Below are 22024 nucleotides of genomic sequence, written 5' to 3' on the forward strand. Positions count from 1 at the left end.
AGTGTGCGAGTAGCACAGCCAGTAACATGCCCTTATAGGGCTGAGCAAACCACCCGTTTTACGGGTGGTGATGATTTCTTGGAAAATCCAAAGGCACCTAAAAAAAGAGTATTCGGAGATTTGTGAAAATTTTAACCAAATATAGTTGAATATAGTTATTCATTTTAATATAATATTTATACAGTTTAATGCTATTGTATACGATGATGATATGAAGGAGTCGGTATTGCTGCACCTAGTTATCTTATTATAAAAGCAAATATGTAAAATGATGGAAATGACTGAGAAAATAAAAGCGTAGTTGCAAAGAATTAAGAGTGAGGTTAGAAAGATTATGGGACAAGATAATAAGGAATATAGTATTTCAATTCTATGTGAATTTATAGATAAAAATATTGAAAGAGAATTTTTTAATTACTATATAGGAAGAGTTATGAGATATATTAGGCCTATATTATTGATTCTTGGGTCATTAAATATGTTATTTCTTATTCCAGATTATTTTCTTGTCAAAAACCTGAAAACTTTTTTAGATATATTAGTAAATAGAAGTACTTTTTTTATTTTGATACTTATTCTATTTATTTTTATAAAAAATATCAAAAATTATGTAAATCTAGCCTATATGATAACTATTTATGAATTTATATTAAGTATATCATTTTTATTAATTTTTATACAGTATGGTAATTCACGAAATTTTTCTATACAAGCCTTTGGAGTCATGGTTATAATTTTAGGAATTTTTCTTATACCAAATAAATGGATGAATTCTTTAATTGCATCTTCTTTTATCAGCATTGCATTTTTCATTTTATCAGTTTATTACAGTAAACAAACTCAATTTGCTGAATATTCTGCTGGAATAGTGTACATTTTAATAGTTTTAGTTATTAGCAGTATATCAGCTTTTCAAAACGGCTATTTTAATAGAAAACAATATGCCTATAGCAAAGAATTATTAGACATGTCCATTACGGATCCGCTTACAGGTATATATAACAGAGGGAAATTTAATGAGGACCTCAAAAAGTGGATTGATTATTCTAAGAGGTATAGAGCATCATTCTCAGTGGCTATTTTTGACCTTGATAACTTTAAACGGATTAATGATACCTATGGACATTTAGTTGGAGACAAGGTAATAGTGGGTACTGTTAATGTTATAAAGAATTCAATTAGACAGACAGATGTATTTGCAAGATGGGGAGGTGAAGAGTTTGTATTGTTGTTTCCAAATACAAATAGACAGCAGGCCATAGAACTTACAGAAAGATTGAGGGTATTAATATCTCATAACAAATTTGAAAAAGTAGGAAGTGTTACTTGTAGTTTTGGACTAGCAACATTCAAAGAAAATGATAATGCAGATAGTTTAATAAATAGTGCAGATGAACTTTTATACACAGCAAAAAAAGGTGGCAAAAATAGGGTGGCAAATTAATAAATAGACAATGAATATTTTTTTAGTGGAATACAAAAGTTGTTGATTTAAGAGCTCCTTGAAGAAACGTAGTTAACATTATATTTATGATAAATCTTATAAATAACATAAAGTTCACATTGTAAATTGACAGTAAAAATACAATTTTAAAATATAATGTTAATTGACACAGAAAATTTAAGGAGGAATTGAGTCATGCAAAAAATGAAATACAAATTACTTACAACTTTAGTGATTGCAGCACCATTATTATTAAATACAGGAGTTGCCGCAACAGTCCATGCATGTTCTAATAATAATTCAGCATGGAATAGTACAAGCAATAATTCACGTAACCCAGGATATCCTAGTAGAGTTGATACATATCCTGTCCATCATTACACACCAACTATAATCTATACTTCATCTAATTATTCTTTTGTGGATTTTAAGACTAAATTAGATACTTTAGTAGCAGCAGGAACTATAACTCAAGCTCAAGAAACAACAATACTGAATTTGTATTATAACGGTCAAATAACAGCAAACTCAGATTTAAAGAATAAATTAGATGTTTTAGTAACAGTAGGAACTATAACTCAAAGCCAAGAATATTCAATATTAAGTCTATTTACTAACTGGGGTTCTAGCTGGAAAATACCAGCACCAGCAACACCAACAGTTCCAGTTCCAGTAGTAACTACTGGTTCAGGCAGTACTTCAAGTGCTACTTCAAGTACTGGTTCAGGCACTACTTCAAACACTGCTTCAAGTGCTACTTCAAATACTGGTTCAAATACAAATTTCTCTCTTGAAGACTTTAAAACTAAACTAGATACTTTAGTAACAGCAGGAACCATAACTCAAGACCAAGAGACAACAATATTAAATCTATTCAATAAAGGTGAATTAACAACAAAAAATTTGAAATCTCAAATAGACATTTTAGTAATAGTAGGAGTTATAACTTCAAATCAAGCAGTATTAATACAACATTAAATATATATAATAATGTTAAAATATAAAATTTGCACAATTAAATATGAGGAGGTGGTGTGAATGATAAAGTTAAGTAAATCAATTTTTATAATATCAATATGCACATTTTGCTTATTTTTTATATTGTGCTCTACCGCGTTTGCTTATGAAGTAAGTTCTTCTGAAACATCATCCTATGTACAAAAAATAACAGATTCCGTTAAACCAATCCTTATAAATTCCACTGTTACAGCAAATACTATAAGGATTGATGAAAATTATAATAAGAAAAATATTATATTAAAAAAAGGTGATAGCTTGGAATTAATTTTGCCTGAGCATAGTGACGGAGGGTATTCATGGCAGTTTAAATCATCCTTAGACAGTAATATATTAAAAATAATTAATGAATCTATAGTGCCTAATACTTCTTATAACATCTCTGGTGGTGTCAGGAAAAAACGTTGGGTAATCCAAACTATAGGTACTGGTAAAACATCTATAAATCTACAAGAATGTAGGTTATGGGAGAAAAACTCAACTTTAAGCACTTTTAGTTTGAATATTACTGTAAAATAATATTTATTATCAGTAAAGAAAGAGTCATTCTTAGATATAAGAGTGGCTCTCTTTAATGATAGAAATTAGCTATTAGAATCTATAATCTCTTTTAAAGTTACATTTTCATTTTTAAATCGGGCATCGGGGTTCTTTTCCTTTTTCAGCTTTATAGCCTTCTGAGGACAAAGATTAATACAGGCAAGGCAGAATTCACAGTTATTCCCATAGATGGGCTTGTTATTTTTAAGCTCTTTATTTATAGAAAGATTATTTCTAGGACATACCTTGCTGCAGGTTCTGCAGCCGCTGCATTTATCATTAATTGAGAAGTTTTTTACTGAGTTAAAGTTAGGAATTAACTTTAATAGCCCCTGGATTCCTTTAGTTACGAAGGAATCTAGCAACGACCCTTTATGAATATACTTTTTATTTTCAGAAACATCCTTTAATAAACCATTTAAGTTTTCTTCTATATTTTTGGGCTTTAATTTCTGCTGTTCAATATCGAATATTGGTAAGTAGTTATCAACCATAAGCAAGCTGTTTGCGTAGTTTATGGTTATATTATTATTTTTAGCATATTTTGTAAACCAACCAACACCGTCTGATATCTTATTACCATATGTTAAAATAGCAAAGATATAGGGACTCTTTAGACTTACCTTCTCCATAAATTCCCGTACAATACTTGGCGCAGCAAATCCGTAGCAAGGGAATATGATACCTATTTTTTCATCTTCATAACTAAGTTCATTGCTTCTTAGAACCTTTGGTATGGAGTAAAGTTCACCTCCAAATCTTTTAGCAACATATAAACTATTTCCTGTAGCGGTAAAATAAAAAATTTTCATATTAACCTCTCTTATAGTATGAAATTTTGATAACTATCAAATTAATATTAACAAGTAAATTAATAGTTGTCAACATCCATTCTATTTTGCTAAGGTCAAAATATCATCAATATCTTTCGTGTATATGAATACTCCACCTATAAATTGAAAAAAATTGTAGAAGTTACTTCAAAAGCTCTAGATTTATCGTATAATAGTAGTAAGATAAGTCCACTTTTATGATAAAAAATGGCTATTTATAATGGAAATTAATTACAATGTTTATGAAAGAAAAGGAGGGTATTTATGCCATATATAAATTCAAAATTAACCGTAGAGCTTTCACCAAAACAAAGGGAAGATTTAAAGAGTAAATTAGGAGAAATTATTTCGGCTATTCCTGGAAAGTCTGAAGAATGGCTTATGGTAAGCTTTGATGATGATAAGACTATTTATTTCAGGGGAAAAGAGATGGATAAGGCAGCTTTTGTGGAAGTAAAAATATTCGGAACCACTGAAAGAGAGTACAAAAATAAGGTTACTGATTTAATATGTTCTCTTTATGAGAAGGAGCTTAACATACCAAAGGACAGTATATATATAACTTTCAGTGAAGTAAGTGACTGGGGATTTAACGGAACGTTGTTTTAAGTATCTATGGAATTTTGCTTAAGGTATCTTTAAATAAAAATGCTATTAATTTGAAGATACCTAATTATATAGTGGTTATATTACATGTGAACGGGGGATATTTATGGAGCCGGAAAAGCAGCATGAACTCAGTGAATTAAGTGATGAAGTGGATATAATACTTTCTTATAAAGATACTATATCTCAGGAGGAAATACATAATTTTGTAAATAAGTTTTCTTTATTGTCCGAAGGTGATATAAGAAAAAAAATACAGGAGTTAACCGGGGACATCACATACACACAAGAATTCCATGATAAAGTTACAGAAGAAAAACATGAAGTAGAAGCTGCAGGGAATGTAGAAAGTAATGTAGGAATTGAAAAAGAAAATTTACAGGCATATAATAATAACTCAGAAGAAATTATAAAACAAGAAATATTTGAAGATGAATCCACAGAGCAGATACCACATGGAGAAAATGCAGTATTTGATTCCAATAATATTCCGGAAGTTTCCTTTATAAAAGCTGAAATCAAATATGGTCAGCTTTCATTGGATTGGGGATGGCCAAATGGTATAAACAAAGCTATGCTGTGCTATAGAATGGATAGATTTCCCATGGGCTCCAAAGATTCCAGTGCCCTGCAGATTTTAATGGAAAGAAAAAATAATGCTTATACAGGAGATTATATAATTGACAAAGTAACAGAGGGAAATTATTATTTTTGTATTTATACTTTAATAGAAAATGACGGAAAGATGCTATTTTCAGAAGGTCAAAGAAGACTTGTGACAAATAAACTTCCTGAAGAGATATTTTATGAAATAAAGATGAAAAGAAATATTTTAGGTAAATTAAAAGGTGCGGAGTTGATTTTATCTACGAATAGAAAAGAGATAAACCTGCCTGGACTTGTTTTGGTTGGCAGGGCTGGAAATATGCCTCTTCAAAAATCCGATGGAGAGAGTTTGATTGGTACCGATTATCAAACTCTTAAAAAAGATGAAATAATATCTTTTAACATACCAATTGATAATATAGGAAGAAATATGTATGTAAAATTATTTTTTTTGGATGATGTTAACAGTAAAATGTATAGAATAGTGTCCCCGGCAAAGGAGAAACTGCATTTTAGATAACATTAGATGTGAGGTATATGCAAGGAGGATTATTAATGAAATTTAATTTAAAAAAGAAAGATTATTATATATGTCCATATTGTTTTTCAAAACATAGTTTAAATGATGTGGCATTTATATGCAAGAATGATCCGGAGGTATGTAAAAATGCAAAGGAAGGCACTATAATGAAGCCGGATAATGCTGAAGATAAAAATGAAATACTGGATTCCATGTACTGTACTGAATGTGGGGAAAATACCCATATAAAGGTATGTCCAACCTGTCAGGCAGAACTGCCTTTTGCTATAGGGCAATATGATGATTTGGTATTTGCAGTAATTGGAGCAAAAGAGGCAGGAAAAAGTCATTATATTGCTGTTTTAATAAATAAAATAATGAATCAAATAGGGTCTGCTTTTAACTGCAGTCTTTCTGCAGTAAATGATGCAACCATAAATAGATATAGAAATGATTTTTATAACCCCATTTTTAAAAGAAATGAATTAATAAGAGTAACCCGTTCAGCTAAAGCGGACTCTTCTGTAAAACAACCTCTTATCTATAACCTTACCTTTAAGGAACAGGGCATGATTGGAAAATTATTTAAAAGCAAAAGAATAAGTAATGTAGTTACCATTGCTTTTTTTGATACTGCAGGTGAGGATTTGGATTCAGAAGATACAATGAAAACTGAAAATAGGTACATATATAATTCTTCAGGCATAATATTTCTTCTGGACCCGCTTCAATTGGAAAATGTGAGAGAAATGCTGCCTGCAGGAACAGCGCTGCCCGAGGAGAATACAAAAATAGAGGATTTGCTTTCAAGAACTGCAAATCTTATCAGAAGGGCAAATGGAATAAAGATGAATAAGCTTATAGATATACCTGTGGCGGTAGCATTTTCAAAAATGGATGCAGTAGAATCTCTGGTAGATCCTTCTAGTTGTATAAATTATCCCAGCAATCATGTAAATAAGGCATGTTTTGATTTGGCAGATTTTGAAGATATGAACGGAACTATGGAGTCACTGGTTAGAAGTTGGGGAGGAGAAAATTTTGCAGAACAGCTCAGTCTGAATTTTAAAGAATATGGTTATTTCGGACTAACTGCATTAGGTTGTAACTCTGAAAATGGTAAAATTACTAAATTAAGACCCCATAGAGTAGAAGATCCTTTTTTATGGCTTTTGTATAAACATAAATTGATAAAGGGAGAAAAAAGGAAGTGATATAAATTATGGCGATTAAGCAGCTTTTTTATACTTCATGTAAAAGAGGAATGTCTTCAGGCATGGGATTTCAAACATATTCTATGTCAGAAGGTATTACTGATGAAGAAAGAAAAGAAATAGAGAGTTACTGTGTATATATCCCTCCGGACAATCTTCCTACTTTACCTTCACATAAAGAAATAGATAAATTATTTCCGGTATCTTTTTCTTCTTTTAGGCTTAGTAGTGGAAAATGTTGCATATCAAGCGGAAGATATACAGGAAAGGACTATTCAGGAAGATATGGCAATTATTTTTGCCATGTACTTATATCTGATAATCCTTGGGACTTTTATCCTATAGAACTTTATGGTTCCCCTGTGTTTAAGAAATGCTTAACTTCTGAAGAAGAGAATAGGACAGAAATAGAGTACATTCCAGAGCTTCAACAAATACCTCCAAGCAATATAATAAGTTTTGATACCATAAGCCAATTTTTTAAAAGCGGTGCCATGGATAAGAAAAGAAAAGGTTTTATACAGCTTATGGAGTCAGTTGTAGGCTATAATCACAGCAATAAAAAAATAATATATTCTGATGATAAAGATAGTATACCATTTTGGATTGGGGCGGTTCAGATGTGCCTGCCTAAAAAATTGGCACAGCAATTTAGTTTTACCACTTACTGTTATAATCCAGAGGATTTAAATTATATTATTTGTGCTGTAGATGAGAAAGGAAGTAAATTCAATTTTAAGGACAATCAGAAACTATATAAATATAATGTTTTTAATTTTATTAATGAATGTAATTATGAAGTGAATTGCAGCAGTAGTTTTGTAAAACTAGCAGAAGTAGGGTATACAGTTTCTAAAGAAGTATTTTTACCTTTTGTTGATTTTCTTCATCAGTTTGAATATAATTTTTTAGATAAAAATATAGATGACAGTATAAGCTTATACAACATGGTGAAAAAAGGAATAGAAAAATCAAATGTTGAAAATATTAAAAAAGCCCTAAGTTTTGCAATCAAATATAAATCTGTGGAAGCTTATGATGAACTTTTTAATATGCTTACTCCTAAACTTGAAAAAATAAGTACTCAGGTAGATGTAGAACTTTCAGAGATAATAACAAAATTTTTATTTAAGGCAGGATTGGAAGTAGGCAATAGGAATCATATAAGAAAAACTTATGAATTCTTTTTTAATTCTATTCATTATTTCATAGTGGATGTTGAAGAGATTATATTAGAGGATATAATAGATTTATATAATAAAATAAGAAAATTAAAGCAGGTGTCTATTGACGAATTTGTGGAAGCTTCACTTGATACAAATAGAATAAAAAATATTCAAATTTATATTGAAGGCGGTAAAATCAGACATGCAAAGTTTTATTTTAATACTATAGTGGGAGATATAATTGCGTTTAATAATAACTGTGGTAATCATAATAAAAAAATTCTATTTAGTACAAGGTCAGAGGAAGATAAAAATATAACAATTTTATTAAACAGGTGTTTAAAAATACTAATAACATCCCCAGAAGATATTTTAGATATACTCAGCTATTTTAAAAATGAATATGAGTATTTTTCAAGGATAATTCTTAAGGCTTATTACATTAATAATTATTCCAGCAGGCGTAATGAGGTGGAAGGGCTGCTGGCAGATTTTATTGTAAATGAAGGAGATAAAAATAGTGAGTGGAAAAGAAAAATATACTCTGAAATAAATAAGCTAAGTGGAGCAGATAACTTTTTATTTTCAGTATATAGTACCAAAGTAATGAAAAATAGTGAGGGAGATAATTTTTTCGTAGATTATTGTGATAATGTATTTTATTTTTTTCAGGATTACAGAAATAAAAAATTTTCACAATGTCTTGAACTATATCTGGATAACAAAAATATTTCTCTGGAAGAGTATAAGAAAATAATAAGATATATAACTAAGGGTTCTATAATGAATTTGGTTTATAAGAATGTGCTTAAAAAGCTCTTTACAGGTTTTGAAGAAAAAATTGATATAAAAAATGCAGAAAAAGAAAGTTTTATTATAGAAAAAGTGCTGGAGATAAAAAATCAGAATAAGATAAAGACACCTCTTGGTATAACAGAGCTATTACATGTTGGCAGAAGAATCCAAAATCCCGGAGTGATAAATAGAACTGCATTACTTATGGATCTTAAAGTTGATTTTTTTAACATGGATGAGGAACAGTATGAAGAATATTTAAGATGGTTTTTATCAAATATATGCACATACCTTAGAAATACAGTAGATCATGCCAAAGTTAAAAAGGCTTTATTTTGTGAAAAATACTCCACTGTTTTTTATAATATATATATGGATACTATGGAGGATATTATACTTGGCAAAAAGTATAAAGATATGTTGAGAGCCTACGGCACAGAAGGGTATACAATATTTTTGGATTTTATTATATCTGTGTTTAAGAATATAGAACAAATGGATGAATATTCAGAAGAGATTGTATATTATAGAATCACAGAAATACTAACAAAGGTTTCTGAAAAAAAGTTAAAAGAGTACAGTAATTATTTTATAGAGAAAAGTAAAAAACTGAAATGTGAAGGGGAGATCATTATAAAGTGGCGGGATATAGAAGCTGAAGTACAGGAAAAAGCTAAAAAGAAAAGCCGGTTTAAATTTTTTAAAAAATAATTTTAAAGTCTTGAAAACTTATGATTGAACTATGGGGAGGTGATTTTTCAAACAAATGGTTAACTTTTTTTCACTTATTTTTTTTGGTATATCAGGTATTATTGCAGGGGTAGTTCAGGGATTTTTTCAATGTGCTTTAAGTTATTTTAAAGCTTTTAGTTATAGTTTTGATAGAAATTACTCACTGAAAACTAAAGCAAAATTTGGAGAACCTTCACAGGAGAAATACTTTTTTAATAAGCAATATGAGGACTTGTTAAATACCTATGAAAGTGCAAAGTCTATTAATACGGGTAATATTTTAAGGTTAAAGGGTGAGCTAGAAGTAAGATCACATTTTACATATTATAGAGTAAAAGCCGCACAAAAGGTAATATATATAGTGGGTGCTTTATTAAATGCAGTCTTTTTCTCAATACATTTTTTAATAATAACTGTTATAAGTCTGCCTGTTTATATGCTTTATTTTATGGTTATGTCTGTTGAAAAGATAAAATTTGTAAGGGGCAGAATATGGGGAGTATGTCCTCATTGTCTTAGTAAATTTAATATACCCTATTACGTATGTCCAAATTGTGGAAGAGTTCATAAAGTGTTAACTCCAGGGCCATATGGTATAATTAAAAGAAAATGTAAATGCAAAAAAGTAATTCCTTGCACCAATTTGGGAGGAAGGTTCAAGCTTAAGGCCTTGTGTCCTGTATGTGGCAAGGACATTGAAAGTAGAGAATCCTCTCCCATATGTATACCTGTTGTGGGGCCTAAGTCTTCGGGAAAGACTTCTTTTGTGTACTCAGCCATAAGTACTTTAATTGAACATATTTCCGGGGAAAAGAAATGGAATATGAGATTTTTAAATCAGGAGTCAGAAGAGAAAATACACAGATGTGTGGCTTTGTTTAAAAAAGGTATTCCTCCAGAAAAAACAGCTAATAACCATACAGATGTTTATAATGTTTTTATAAATTCACATAAATTTGCCAGTGAAAAACTTTTATATCTTTATGATATTGCAGGAGAGTACTTTAATTTAAGATCTAACATAAGAATACAAAATCATTATAAATACATACAGGGATTAGTTTTTATTATAGATCCGCTGTGCATGGCTCATAAAGAAAAATATGTAAAAAAGGAGAACTTTATAAAGATCAATTCAGTAAATGCAAATGTACATGATTTTATAGATCGTTTTATATTAGGTTTAAGGGAAATTAATCAAATTGAACTTAAGAAGCTTATTCCTGTACCCCTTGCAGTTATAGTAAATAAAATGGATTTATTTAACTATGATGGAGATATAGAAGATTTTTTAAGGGATATAGGGGAAGATACCATAATAAAAAAATTTGAATATAATTTTGCAAATTATAAATTCTTTCCATGCAGTTTAGTGGAAGATGGGGATTACAAGTGGGGGTTAAAAGAAGCTGTAAGTTGGATTTTAAATGAATCCAATAATGAACTTAAAGTTGGCTCAAGTTAAGTATAAAGAAGTAACGTGGAATAACGTGGAAGTGTAAGGGGTGTCGTTATTGTGAAAAGTAAAACTAAATGGACCTTAGCTATAATTTTAATATATGTAATGCAGATAATTTTTATTTCTTTTTCAGCAGTTAAAGCAGAAGGAACTTCTGCCACTGCCAGTATGGATGTAATTTTTGTGTTAGACTCCAGTGGTTCTATGAAAGAAAGCGACCCTGAAGAAATAAGAGTGGAAGCCATAAAAATGTTTCTCGATATGGGGCAGGTTAAAGGCAATAAAGCAGGACTTGTAGCTTATTCAGATAACATAGTAAGAGAACATAATTTGGATAGCATAAATTCATCGGAGGATAAGGACAGAATAAAGAGTATGGCTTCTGATATCCCACTGGGGCAAAAAACTGATACAGGACTTGGACTTTTAGAAGCAGTAAAATTAATGGAAAGTGGTCACCAAAATGGAAATAATCCGGTTATAATTTTATTATCTGATGGAAAAAATGACCCCGAAAGAAGTTCTGAGGAATCCTTAAATGATTTAAATAGTGCTATAAGTATTTGCAGCAGTAAAGGATATCCTGTATATACTATAGGTCTAAATTATGATGGTACTGTAGATAAAACACAGCTTAGTAACATATCTAATTCCACTAAAGGTAAAAGTTACATAACAAATAGTGCTGCAGATCTTCCAGGTATCCTAACGGATATATATGCAGATAATTCGAAACTAAAAGTCCAGGATGGAGGAACTATTAAGGCCACCGGAGATTATCAGGAATTAAAAGTGAATATTCCAAATTCAAATGTATTAGAGGCAAATATATCAATGCTTTCGGATAGTCCTGTAGAGGTGAAACTTTTAAATCCATCTGGCGGAGAAGTAGCAATACCTTCGGAAAATACTCTATTTACTTCATCAAGTAAATATTCAATGCTTAAAATTATTAACCCGGTGAAAGGCCAGTGGACAGTTAAAGTTAAGGGTGTAAGTGGAAGTAATATAAAAGTAAGTTATATATTTAATTATGATTTTCAAGTTAAGGCAAATTTCACACCTGAAAATCCTGGTAAAGGAGATAAGGTAAAAGTTTCCGCCTATTTCAGCAGTAATGGTGATAAGATTGAAGATACAGAACTGTATAATACTGTAAAAGCAAAACTTATTGTTAAAAATTTAAAGGATAACTCAATTAAGGAGATATACTTAAGTAATAAGGATAATTTATTTAAGGGAGAATACTCTTATTTGGGAGATGGAAAATATGAGCTTAAAGTAAGGGTGGATGGAGACAGTTTTTACAGAGAAAGTAACACTATAGTTATAGGAGATGACGCAGGTAAGTCAGCTTCTAAATCTAACTCAGGTTCTTTTATAAAAAGTCCCATAACTTTAGGTGTGATTGGGTTTATACTGGCAGCTATTTCAATTTATATAATTGCTTCTTTAATGAGAAAAAAACGTATTGGTGGTTTTGGACGTATAGAACTAAATGTTAGAGATGAAAATACCGGTGAGGTTTTATCCCCTCAATTTAGAAATTTAGACGGATATGTAGGAAGCTTTACTTTATTTGACGTATTGGGACTTAAAGAAGAGTACTCAGAAACTGAATCTATTAAATTTATATTTAAAAATGATGATAGTATAGAATTAATTAACAAATCAGACTGTACCCTGCAGAGGTCAGGAAAGATGCTGGAAAATCATTTGAAAATAAGGCTTTATAATGGAAATAAGGTAAAAGTATTTTTAAATAAAGTACCGAAAAGTATAATGATAGAATTTCATGCCAAATGAGGAACGGAGGAACAAATATGAACAGTAGAATTAGAGAACATCTTCAAGACCTTGAAGTGAGCAAGGGCGGAGGTATTATAAGTGATAAAATACGTATAGAAACTATACCTAATCCCATGCTTATAATAGGGCTTGGAGGAACTGGAATAGATGCAATGCTCAGATTGAAATATCAAATTAACAAGAGGTTTATTCTGGAAGAGGATATTATTTCAAATACAAGAAAGGATAAACCTAAAAAAGTAGAATTTTTGGGATTCGAAACCAATCAGGGAGAAAAGAACAAAAGATATCCTGCAAATGGAGGAGTAGGACTTGACCCTCAAAGTGAATTAGTTATGCTGTCAAATGCAGAAATAAGATCTATTTTAAAGGATCGTAAAATATTAGATGACTGCATAAAGGAATGGCTTGCACCAGAGTTGTCCTCTGAAAGCGGTACTGATGGTGCAGGAGGGGTCAGACAGGTAGGTAGGCTTTTGCTGTTTACAAAAATTAATGAAATTGTGGATTGTATTGAAAAGAAAATAAGACTGCTTCAAGAAGATAAAGAAGAAACCCTTCATGTATTTATATTGTCGGGGCTTTCAGGGGGAACAGGCAGCGGAACTTTTATAGATATAGCATATATAGTAAGAGGTATAATGAATAATATTTATGGCTCAAAAGGTGATGACAAGGTAAATATAATGGGATATTTATTTACTCCAGATGTTAATTTGTCAAGGTCTGCGGACAATCAATCAGCCCAATCCTATATTATAAAAAATGGTTTTGCAGCACTTAAAGAATTGGATTATCTCATGGGTATGGGAGACAGACACGAAAGATTTACACAAAAATATAGAAACAGACTTACTGTAGATTCTCCAATGCCTCCATTTAATCTGTGTCATTTAATTTCTGCCACCAATATAGACGGAAGACCTATGAGTAATGCCTATGATTACTGTATGAATGTTACAGCAGAAAATATTGTAAATTTTATGTCCAGTGAGGTAAGGGAATCCGGTGGGGTATTTGCAATACAGGATTACATAAGCAATTTAAAGCAAAACACAGATAATATGGCAAAACCTTATATGTCAAATTACAAGTATGTAATTATAGGAGCCTCTTCTGCGGTATTGCCCCTTGAGGAAATAACCACCTATCTTGCATATAAGCTTTTTGAAAAAATGCAGTATATGTTTGACAGTATTCCAGAAGAACGAGAGGTAGATCAATTTATAAGACGGCTTAAACTAGATGAAGATGGGGTAATTGAAAGATTTGAGGAACATATTCAAAATAGAAAACCAATAACAGGATACAAAAACAGAGAAAAATACAATTATAACAATGTTATAAAAAAGCAGTCAGTGGATATTGATGAAGAAATGAAAGAATATTTAAGGGATTGCACAAATGAATATAATAAAGTAAAGACTCAATATCCAGGGGAGATCCAAAAGGATGTACGGGAATTGGTAGATGAAATTTTTAAAGATCCAAAGAGGGGACCTTTTTATGCATCTAGAATTTTATTTTTTCAGAGCTTTTGTGTGGTAAAAACCTTAGAAGTAGAAATTACATCTCTTAAGGAGAGATTAACTAATATATCAAGGGAAATAAAACTTAAAAAGGAACTGGCTGAGGATAAATTTATACAGGCTAAAAAAGCAATTTTATTTATGAAAGAAAGCAAAAAAAATGACTACATAGAAGCAAAAAGTGAAGAGTATATGCTGAGAGCTGAAGAAGAAAGAATAATAAGAATGGTAGAATTTTACCACAAGGTAATTCAAAATTTAAGCGAATTAAATAATAAAATATATAAGGTGTATACTGACATACTCAATGAATTAAATAAAATATTTAAAGAAGACGGAGATATACTTGCAAAAGGAGAGGAAATAGAGGGAGCACTTGGAAGAACTTATTCCTGGACTGTAGTTAGAGTACCGGATTTAAAAGACTATATAGAAAGAGTTGTAGATAAGGAAACTGCCGACGAACTTGTAAGGAGATTTTCCTACAGGCTTTTGGAGGAGTCTCAAAAATGGCTTGATGAGGTTCGTATAGATGTAGTGGGCTCAATTTCAAATTTTGTTTCAGAAGAATATGGAAATGTAATAACTCAATCAATGGAGGAATTTTTATCCCTTGAATATGGGGAGGATAAATCTATTATAAGCATAGTGAAGGATAAAATTGGACCAAAGCTTGATAAGGATGCAGTTCCTATTTTCCATATAAACAACATGGAGGCATTGAATTTTCCTACATGGAGCATGGTTTCGGTTCCTAGAAATGCAAAAAAGATTCTTGAAGGGATTAAAGAGTACAAGAAAAATTCTCACAGAGGAGATGCTATTAATATCAAGGAAAGTATGGTAACCAATAGGATATTTTGGCTGAATACTAAAAATGGAGTTCCACTGTATTCTTATGCCCCTATAAAGCATTATGAAGAAATCTATGAAAAAACCCTATTTGAAAGGGATGGAATAGGAAGGCACTTGTATCAAAGTGAAAATAAAAACTGGATATATCTTCCTTCGCCTATTCCGGAACAATCCTGGGGCACAACTTATGTAAATGAAAGGGTAAAAAAATATAATGAAGAGGTAAGGAGTATTTTTCAAAGGGCAGTGGAATTTGGATGTATAGTGGATACGGAGAAGGGAAGCAATGAAAGATATAAATGTATTATTACAGAGCAGTTTAATATTGATGAATTTATGAAAAGTTATAAAATTGATATGCAGGAAGATACCCCTAATATAAGTGAAATAAAAAGAGCAATAGCAGATATTGAAAAACTTTTGGATAGTGGACTTACCCCTGTGGAAAACCATGATATGCAGAAATATTATATATTTGAAAGCAGTAATGGGGAAAAGGCACAAAACAACCTCATAAGAACACCTGAGCTTACTAAACTTTTGAGAGAAGAAGTAGAAAAATATGAAATAATCCTAGCTAAAAAGGATGAACTGGAAAATATAATAGAAAACTTTAGTAAAATTCAAGCAGATACAGATAATTTTTTAAGGGCATTATATACGGATACCATAGTGAAAAAGGGGGTATTTTATGTTTACAATGGAGGAGATGGCAGTAAGGTAAGTATAGAACCTTTTATAAATACTTTGAAACAAAAGGAATATCAGCATGAAGCCATATTTAAAAAGTATGTTTCACTAGATGAAAGAGACCGGGTAATTATAGATGTAACAGCTGATAAAAGGCTTCAAACTCTTTCAATGGAAGAGGATACTAAAACTCTTATTTTAAACATAGATACTCTTCTGCAAACTGTTAAAGAATGCATTCAGGAATTAGATATCAGAAAATATCAACTGGTAGATGGAGACGAACTTTTTTCTTTTTACAGTGATATACTTTTAAGATTGCAAGAGGTAAGAAAGCAGTTGGAAGAATAGTTTCAAACTGCCTAAGGTAAGGTTTTAACCTTGCCTTCCATTTTCTCAGGAGATTGGGGGATGAATTTTTATGGAACATATGTTGGAGAAATTTGCGGAAGAATATAATTTAAAAATTGATAAGAGAATTTATGAAGGTGACATTCAAAGAAGTGCAAATAATCCTATACTTTTTGTGTTTGTGGGAAATAGTGTTAAAGATGCATATGAGCATATTAGCGGCGGCATAAGGGAAAAATGGGATAATGGGAAGGGCATAGCATTTATAAATGTCACTACAGATAATATTGAAGATAAGGATAATTCTTTTAATTTTCAATTTAGCTTTGATCTTAAAGATAAAAAGCACTTAAGAAAAAGTATCAGGGAAAAGTTTTATAGTGACAAGAAAAATTTGGAACACTTAAATAGAAAAATAACAATGGCCAGAGATAAAATATTGTCCAGCGGAGAATTGTTCAATTCTTTTGAAAATATAAGTATTTGTGTAGTAACCACTTCAGATGATGCTTTAAATATAATAGTTCCTGAAATAGCTATACTTATAAGAAAAAAAATGATGGAAGTATTTAAGATGGGTACTTGTGATGCTTATATTCTTATAAGAGAAAAAAATGTAGAGGATGAATTTTTTTCTAAAGCAGTTTCGGTAAGTTTTTTTAGAGAAATAGAATATATACAAAAGGATGATTTTCAGTTTAATGAAAATATAGATGTCTATGGAGAAGATAGGGAGCTTTCTGTAGTCTGTACAGGTCCTGTATTTTATATGACCTATGTTTTAGAAGAGAAAAATGAAAAAGGGATAATACCTGATAATTCTATGGATAATAATTATGAAATAATATCCTATATTACCCTCGTAAAGAATAGAAATGTAAGTATTGAAACCTATACTCATACTGAAAATCAATATTATGATAATATAAGGTTTAAAGCAAATATAACTAGAGAAAGCTCTATAAATAGATATATTACAGCGGGACTTTCTAAAGTCAAAAGACCTAGTGGCGCCATTTCTATAGCAGTACTTAGAGCCTTCTATGAAAGGATTATAAAGAAACTGAATGAATTTTCCATGAAAAACATGGAATTTATAACTGGAGTTTTAAAAATAGACGAAACAAGTGTGAATTCAAAGATGGAAGCCATTTTACCACAGTATGTAACTATAATGGATATGAACGGAATTATGATGTCAAATATTTTGTCAGTGGAAAAATCATTGGGAAAACTTACCCTAAAACAGGTGGAAGAAAATTTATATGGAAATAGATGTGAAAATTTCTTCTGTGAAAATTTTATAATGCCTTCAGAAAACAACTTTTCCGCTGTGAATTTGGAAAGGCAGACTAGAACTCTAGTACAGAGTATAATAAATAATACTAAATTGGGATTATATTGTGCCTTACAATGGACAAGTGAAGAAGGAGAAGCTGTAAGATATTTGAGAGATAAAATAAATTCCATTGAGCTTCTTATAAATAGTATAAATAATGAAATTAATAACTTGTATGAATCTAAGTTTATAGAAGGTTTTAGCTTTAAGAATTTCTTAAGCAGGAGTAGGGGCGTGAAAGAGGCAAGAAAAAAAATATTTGTGGATATATACCATAGAAAGCTTGAAGTTTTGAAATTGAATATTTCAAAAAAGATTTTCAGTCAGTATGAACTTATTTTATTGAAAATTCACCACCAGATTTCTACTGAGGTAGAACAGTTTAATTATATTGGTGAAATAATCAGTAAATATGAAAATGAAATAATAAAACATGAAGATGAATATGCAGCGCAAAATGTAAAAGTTTATTATACAAATGTGGTAGATAATATTTTGGATAAGCTTGAAAGAAATTATGGTGAGGCTTTTTATCTTGAGAATAAGTACATAGGGAATCTTTCAGAGAATATAAAAAAAGGAAAAGAAAAAGTACTTGAAGAAATCATAATGTTTTGCAACAAGTACATTTTAAGAGAAGAACACTTTAATAAATCTTTCGAAGAAGAATTTAATGAAAGGGCTAATGTTAATCCTTCTGACTGGAATTTGAAGGTTGTTTCTAAAGAAGAGCTTTATCGCAAACTTTATAATATACTTGAGGATAATTCTGTACTTAAAAGTTATTTGATGAACTATGATGTAAAAGTATATCAGGAAAAATATTTTTTTGGGGACTACAGCAGCGATTTTATAAAATATGCCTTTGATTTTGACAGGAAAACCAGAAATTATAAAATAGGATATATACATGAAATAAAAAGCAGCGGTATTGAAAAGTTAAATCTAATGGGAGGATTCGGGGCAAAAGATATTATATATATAAGAACTGCAATTGAATTTTATAATTATTGTTTAGAAAAGGAATATTCACTTCATGGAATTGATATAACTCTACTACCTGATATAAGCTAAGGATGGTGATATAATGAAGATGGCTGAATTTCTAGATAACAGTAATGAAATATACAATGTAAATTGGGAGCTGGATAAAGATAAGTTTACCATAAGGTGGAGATGGCCTAAGGATATAGATATAGTGTATATATTAAAAACAAATAGTGCTGATGATTTTCCACTGGATAATATAGATGAAAATAATGTTAAACTTTACACTAGAGAAGAATATAGAGAATTTAATGGATACTGTGAGCCCATAAAAGAGATAAATCAATATACATATTATATTTTTCCTGCCGTTGAAGTAGATGATGATGTTTTGCTGGTAAATCAAAATAATGGGAAAAACCGGATAGTAGTAAATACAGGAAAGCCTGAAATCTTTTATAAAATTAAAGAGCTAAAGTCCTTAAAAAGGTTCTTTTCTAAGGAAAAAATACTACAAATTATTATAGATTCAGAGGCAGATTTGAATAAAGATGTTTTATGTTATGTAAAAAAAAAGGATTCTTATCCTATAAACAAAGAGGATGGAATAAGTTTTGATTTTATTGATGATATATGTGCAGGAATAAATATTATGCCGGAAATAACTGTGGAGAAAAATGAATATGTAAAAGTTTTTATAAAAGATGTAACTAAGTATGGAAATGTTTATACTCTAAAACAGCAATAATCTGTTAGGACGCAGTACATTTAGTTCCCTTTAGGTATCTGAAAATCAAGTGATTCTTAGGTTCAGATGGAGTTTGCTTATAGGGATGACTCTCTCCAGCTGAACATTAGAAGAACTTATCCAGGCGCGTAGCAGTGCTTATCCCCCACTTTGATAGAAAAGCAGAGAACCAAAATTTTTAATTTTGTGTGAATCGCTTTCACAGAGTGCGATGGGGGTGCTAGCAATGGTAGCGATCGGGTAGATAACAAGTCAAAGATACCTTATAGGAAAGGAGTAAATATTTATGGGTTTTTTAAAAATTTTTTCTGGAAGTAAGAAAAAGCAAAATAATGATTATATAAAAGCAACTTATGAAAAGGGGCCTTTTATGATAAAATGTCCTTTTTGCTTTAAAAAATTCAAAACCGATCAGGTGGTTTTTAGAGCTTCCCACTGGGAAAAAGGAGATCCTGAGTATGAAAAAGGGGTAGATGAACTGCTTAATCAATATAACAAAAAAGTTGGCAAGGGAATTTTAGGAGAAATAAATCCTATAGTCAGGGTAGAAGGCCTTCCGGAAAGCAATAAAACCAGAGTAGACAGGGTACTTATAGAAGTTAGGGATAAGTATGATATAAGTACTAGTGAAAGACTATGTCCCCACTGCCATAATGAATTGCCCATAACTTCTGGAAGGGGACCTTCTAAAATTATTTCAGTTGTAGGTGCTTCACAGGCAGGAAAATCTGTATACATGACTACTCTTTTATATGTACTGGAAAGGTATACCTGTGAAAGAATAGCTTCTTCCATGATTGCAGGAAGTTCTGCATATAATGATGAAATAAGAGAAAATCAGGAAAGAATTTTTGATAAAAATATAATGCCAGATCCAACACCTAAGCAGCATATAGACCCCATAATAGAAAATTTTAAATTTAAAGATGATAAAATACCACCTATTACCCTTATTTTTTATGATGTACCAGGGGAAGGTATGACTGACAGAGGATATATAGAAAAACATGGAGAACATATAAAAAACTCTGATGGAATAATATTTCTTGTGGATCCACTGCAGATGAGAGCTTTAAGAAAGAAGATAAATATTGCAAATAAAGAATTGAAGGGTGATTTTACAGAAAAATACCAGGAGTCTAAAGACATAATTGTGTATTTGTTTGAGAATTTTATATCAAAACAGTCCCGGGAAAAGACCCATATACCCACGGCAGTAGTGCTTACCAAAAGTGATATGTTGAAAAACTTAAATGATGAACAGTACATAAGTAAAAACAGTAATATATTTAGAAACTACAATCACCAAAAATTTTTTAATTTAAATGAGTTTGAAAATATTGATGGGGAAGTGAGAAAGTTTTTAGCTAAGGTAGACAGTCCTTTTAAAGGAGCCATGGATACTTATTTTAAAACTACAGGATATTTTGCAGTATCATCTCTAGGCTGTAATCCACAGAATCTCCAAATAGATAGTAGTACCAGCATAAACCCTTCAAGGGTGGATGAACCATTTTTATGGTTGCTTTATTGTATGAATTACTTAGATGGGGGAAGGGAATAAAATGATTGAGCAACATTATTATACAAGGGAAAGAAGGGGAGTCTTCAGTAAAACCCCAGGCTATGACACAGTAGCTAAAAGTGAGGGCCTGGAAAATGAATTTATAACAAACACCTTAAGTAATCTGTGCTTTTATGAAGCTCCTGCCAGTCTTGTCGGAGAAGAAAATATATTAAAATATCCTCCAGCACTGTTTTATGTAGATACAGAGGATAATAAGATGGTAATTGGACAATCTGCTTTTGCAGGAAAAGATTATACAGGTGGAAGAAATCGATATTTTACCCATAGTTACATAATTCCAGAAGAAGAAAAATATAAGTACATAGAAAATCCTGAAAAAATAATATATTCTGCAGGATTCGTACGGGATTATGACATAGAAAAGGGAACCACTATACCTGAAATTTCAGAAATTAAACTAAGTAGGGATGATGATTATTTTAACTCTATAGAAGACATGTTTTCTGCAGCTAATATTGACAGAGAAATATTTGCAGATTTAATTAAGGCCTGTTTCCAATCAGTTAAGTACCATAAAAAAATATATATTGTATTGGACTGTGAGTATAGTGATATGAATTCCACTGCAAAAGGAATACTTAAATATTTATATAGGGCACTTCCTTTTGAAGTAAGGAGAAATTTGGGGTTTATAACCTATATGAAAGAGCCCAAAATAAAAAATTTAATAAATATTATATTTTTGGGCAGAGGAAGTATAAGAAGGCTTTCTACAGAAATAAAGTCAGGCTGTGTGTTTGATCTTTCAAAAGGAGATTTTTATTTGGAGGATATCGACCAGAAAAAACATGAATTTATTGATTTTGTTATGAACAACATTGAAAATACAGAGAAGTTGAAAAATTTTTTTTACAGGGCGGATAGTGTTCTTTTAGAAGATAGGTTGGATATTTATAAATATGATGGATTGTTTAAAGACTCCCCCCATGAAAAAAGTGAAGAAAAAAAGTGTATAGATAATGAAAAATCACCTCAGGAAATTTCTACAGAACCTTTGGCAGATGAAAGTAAAGATTCTACTATTTTTAGAATTATTTATAAAAAAATTTTAAAATTCCTAAAAAAATAAAGTATGTATCCCCCTATCTTGAAAAAGCTGGGGGATTTGATTAATCACATCCTTAGAATAAGGATGTATTGACAACAGATATTTCCCTAGTGTATTATAATTATAGTACACTAGGGAAATATCTGAA

General features: G+C 30.7%; 15 protein-coding genes. 14 read left to right on the forward strand and 1 reads right to left on the reverse strand.

The annotated features are described in order from the left end of the window. Positions 1–334: 334 nt before the first annotated feature. From ACJDU8_RS18630 to ACJDU8_RS18640, 3 genes are all read left to right on the forward strand, one after another. Complete coding sequence (locus ACJDU8_RS18630) at positions 335–1444, forward strand: GGDEF domain-containing protein (RefSeq protein WP_406793671.1); 1110 nt, start codon at positions 335–337, stop codon at positions 1442–1444. Between the two features lie 195 nt (positions 1445–1639). Beyond that, positions 1640–2422 carry a hypothetical protein gene (locus tag ACJDU8_RS18635; RefSeq protein WP_406793672.1) on the forward strand — a complete coding sequence of 261 codons (783 nt, stop codon included), beginning with the start codon at positions 1640–1642 and terminating at the stop codon, positions 2420–2422. A gap of 60 nt (positions 2423–2482) precedes the next feature. Next, a complete protein-coding gene (locus ACJDU8_RS18640; protein ID WP_406793673.1) occupies positions 2483–2980 on the forward strand; it encodes a protease inhibitor I42 family protein in 498 nt (165 codons plus the stop codon). 65 nt (positions 2981–3045) lie between these two features. Here the strand turns inward: ACJDU8_RS18640 and ACJDU8_RS18645 are convergent, their stop codons facing one another. Then, on the reverse strand, positions 3046–3813 hold the full coding sequence (locus tag ACJDU8_RS18645) for an EFR1 family ferrodoxin (protein WP_406793674.1): 768 nt from the start codon (positions 3811–3813) through the stop codon (positions 3046–3048). A gap of 285 nt (positions 3814–4098) precedes the next feature. Between ACJDU8_RS18645 and ACJDU8_RS18650 the strand changes: the two genes are divergently transcribed. The 11 genes from ACJDU8_RS18650 (at position 4099) to ACJDU8_RS18700 (ending at position 21897) form a co-directional block, all read left to right on the forward strand. Beyond that, the gene (locus ACJDU8_RS18650) at positions 4099–4443 is read left to right on the forward strand and encodes a phenylpyruvate tautomerase MIF-related protein (protein WP_406793675.1); all 345 of its coding nucleotides are present in this window, start codon (positions 4099–4101) and stop codon (positions 4441–4443) included. Positions 4444–4546: 103 nt separating this feature from the next. Then, the gene (locus ACJDU8_RS18655; RefSeq protein WP_406793676.1) at positions 4547–5566 is read left to right on the forward strand and encodes a hypothetical protein; all 1020 of its coding nucleotides are present in this window, start codon (positions 4547–4549) and stop codon (positions 5564–5566) included. A gap of 35 nt (positions 5567–5601) precedes the next feature. Further along, positions 5602–6780: a hypothetical protein gene (locus ACJDU8_RS18660; protein WP_406793677.1), complete on the forward strand. Its 1179-nt coding sequence runs from the start codon at positions 5602–5604 to the stop codon at positions 6778–6780. An 8-nt stretch (positions 6781–6788) separates the two neighbouring features. Further along, a complete protein-coding gene (locus ACJDU8_RS18665) occupies positions 6789–9452 on the forward strand; it encodes a GAP1-N2 domain-containing protein (RefSeq protein ID WP_406793678.1) in 2664 nt (887 codons plus the stop codon). 55 nt (positions 9453–9507) lie between these two features. Next, on the forward strand, positions 9508–10938 hold the full coding sequence (locus tag ACJDU8_RS18670; RefSeq protein ID WP_406793679.1) for a TRAFAC clade GTPase domain-containing protein: 1431 nt from the start codon (positions 9508–9510) through the stop codon (positions 10936–10938). Between the two features lie 51 nt (positions 10939–10989). After that, a complete protein-coding gene (locus ACJDU8_RS18675; protein ID WP_406793680.1) occupies positions 10990–12738 on the forward strand; it encodes a vWA domain-containing protein in 1749 nt (582 codons plus the stop codon). Between the two features lie 17 nt (positions 12739–12755). Beyond that, positions 12756–16166: a tubulin-like doman-containing protein gene (locus ACJDU8_RS18680; protein ID WP_406793681.1), complete on the forward strand. Its 3411-nt coding sequence runs from the start codon at positions 12756–12758 to the stop codon at positions 16164–16166. 70 nt (positions 16167–16236) lie between these two features. Further along, positions 16237–18579, forward strand: a complete 2343-nt coding sequence (locus ACJDU8_RS18685) for a hypothetical protein (protein ID WP_406793682.1) — start codon at positions 16237–16239, stop codon at positions 18577–18579. A 13-nt stretch (positions 18580–18592) separates the two neighbouring features. Next, positions 18593–19240, forward strand: coding sequence for a hypothetical protein (locus tag ACJDU8_RS18690; RefSeq protein WP_406793683.1), 648 nt, complete (start codon positions 18593–18595; stop codon positions 19238–19240). Between the two features lie 286 nt (positions 19241–19526). Next, the gene (locus tag ACJDU8_RS18695; RefSeq protein WP_406793684.1) at positions 19527–20804 is read left to right on the forward strand and encodes a TRAFAC clade GTPase domain-containing protein; all 1278 of its coding nucleotides are present in this window, start codon (positions 19527–19529) and stop codon (positions 20802–20804) included. Position 20805: 1 nt separating this feature from the next. Further along, entirely contained in the window at positions 20806–21897 is a 1092-nt protein-coding gene (locus tag ACJDU8_RS18700; RefSeq protein ID WP_406793685.1) for a GAP1-N2 domain-containing protein, read from the forward strand. Positions 21898–22024: the final 127 nt, after the last annotated feature.

This window comes from Candidatus Clostridium eludens (genome assembly GCF_045310515.1).
GTDB classification, from domain to species: Bacteria; Bacillota; Clostridia; order Clostridiales; family Clostridiaceae; genus Clostridium_B; species Clostridium_B eludens.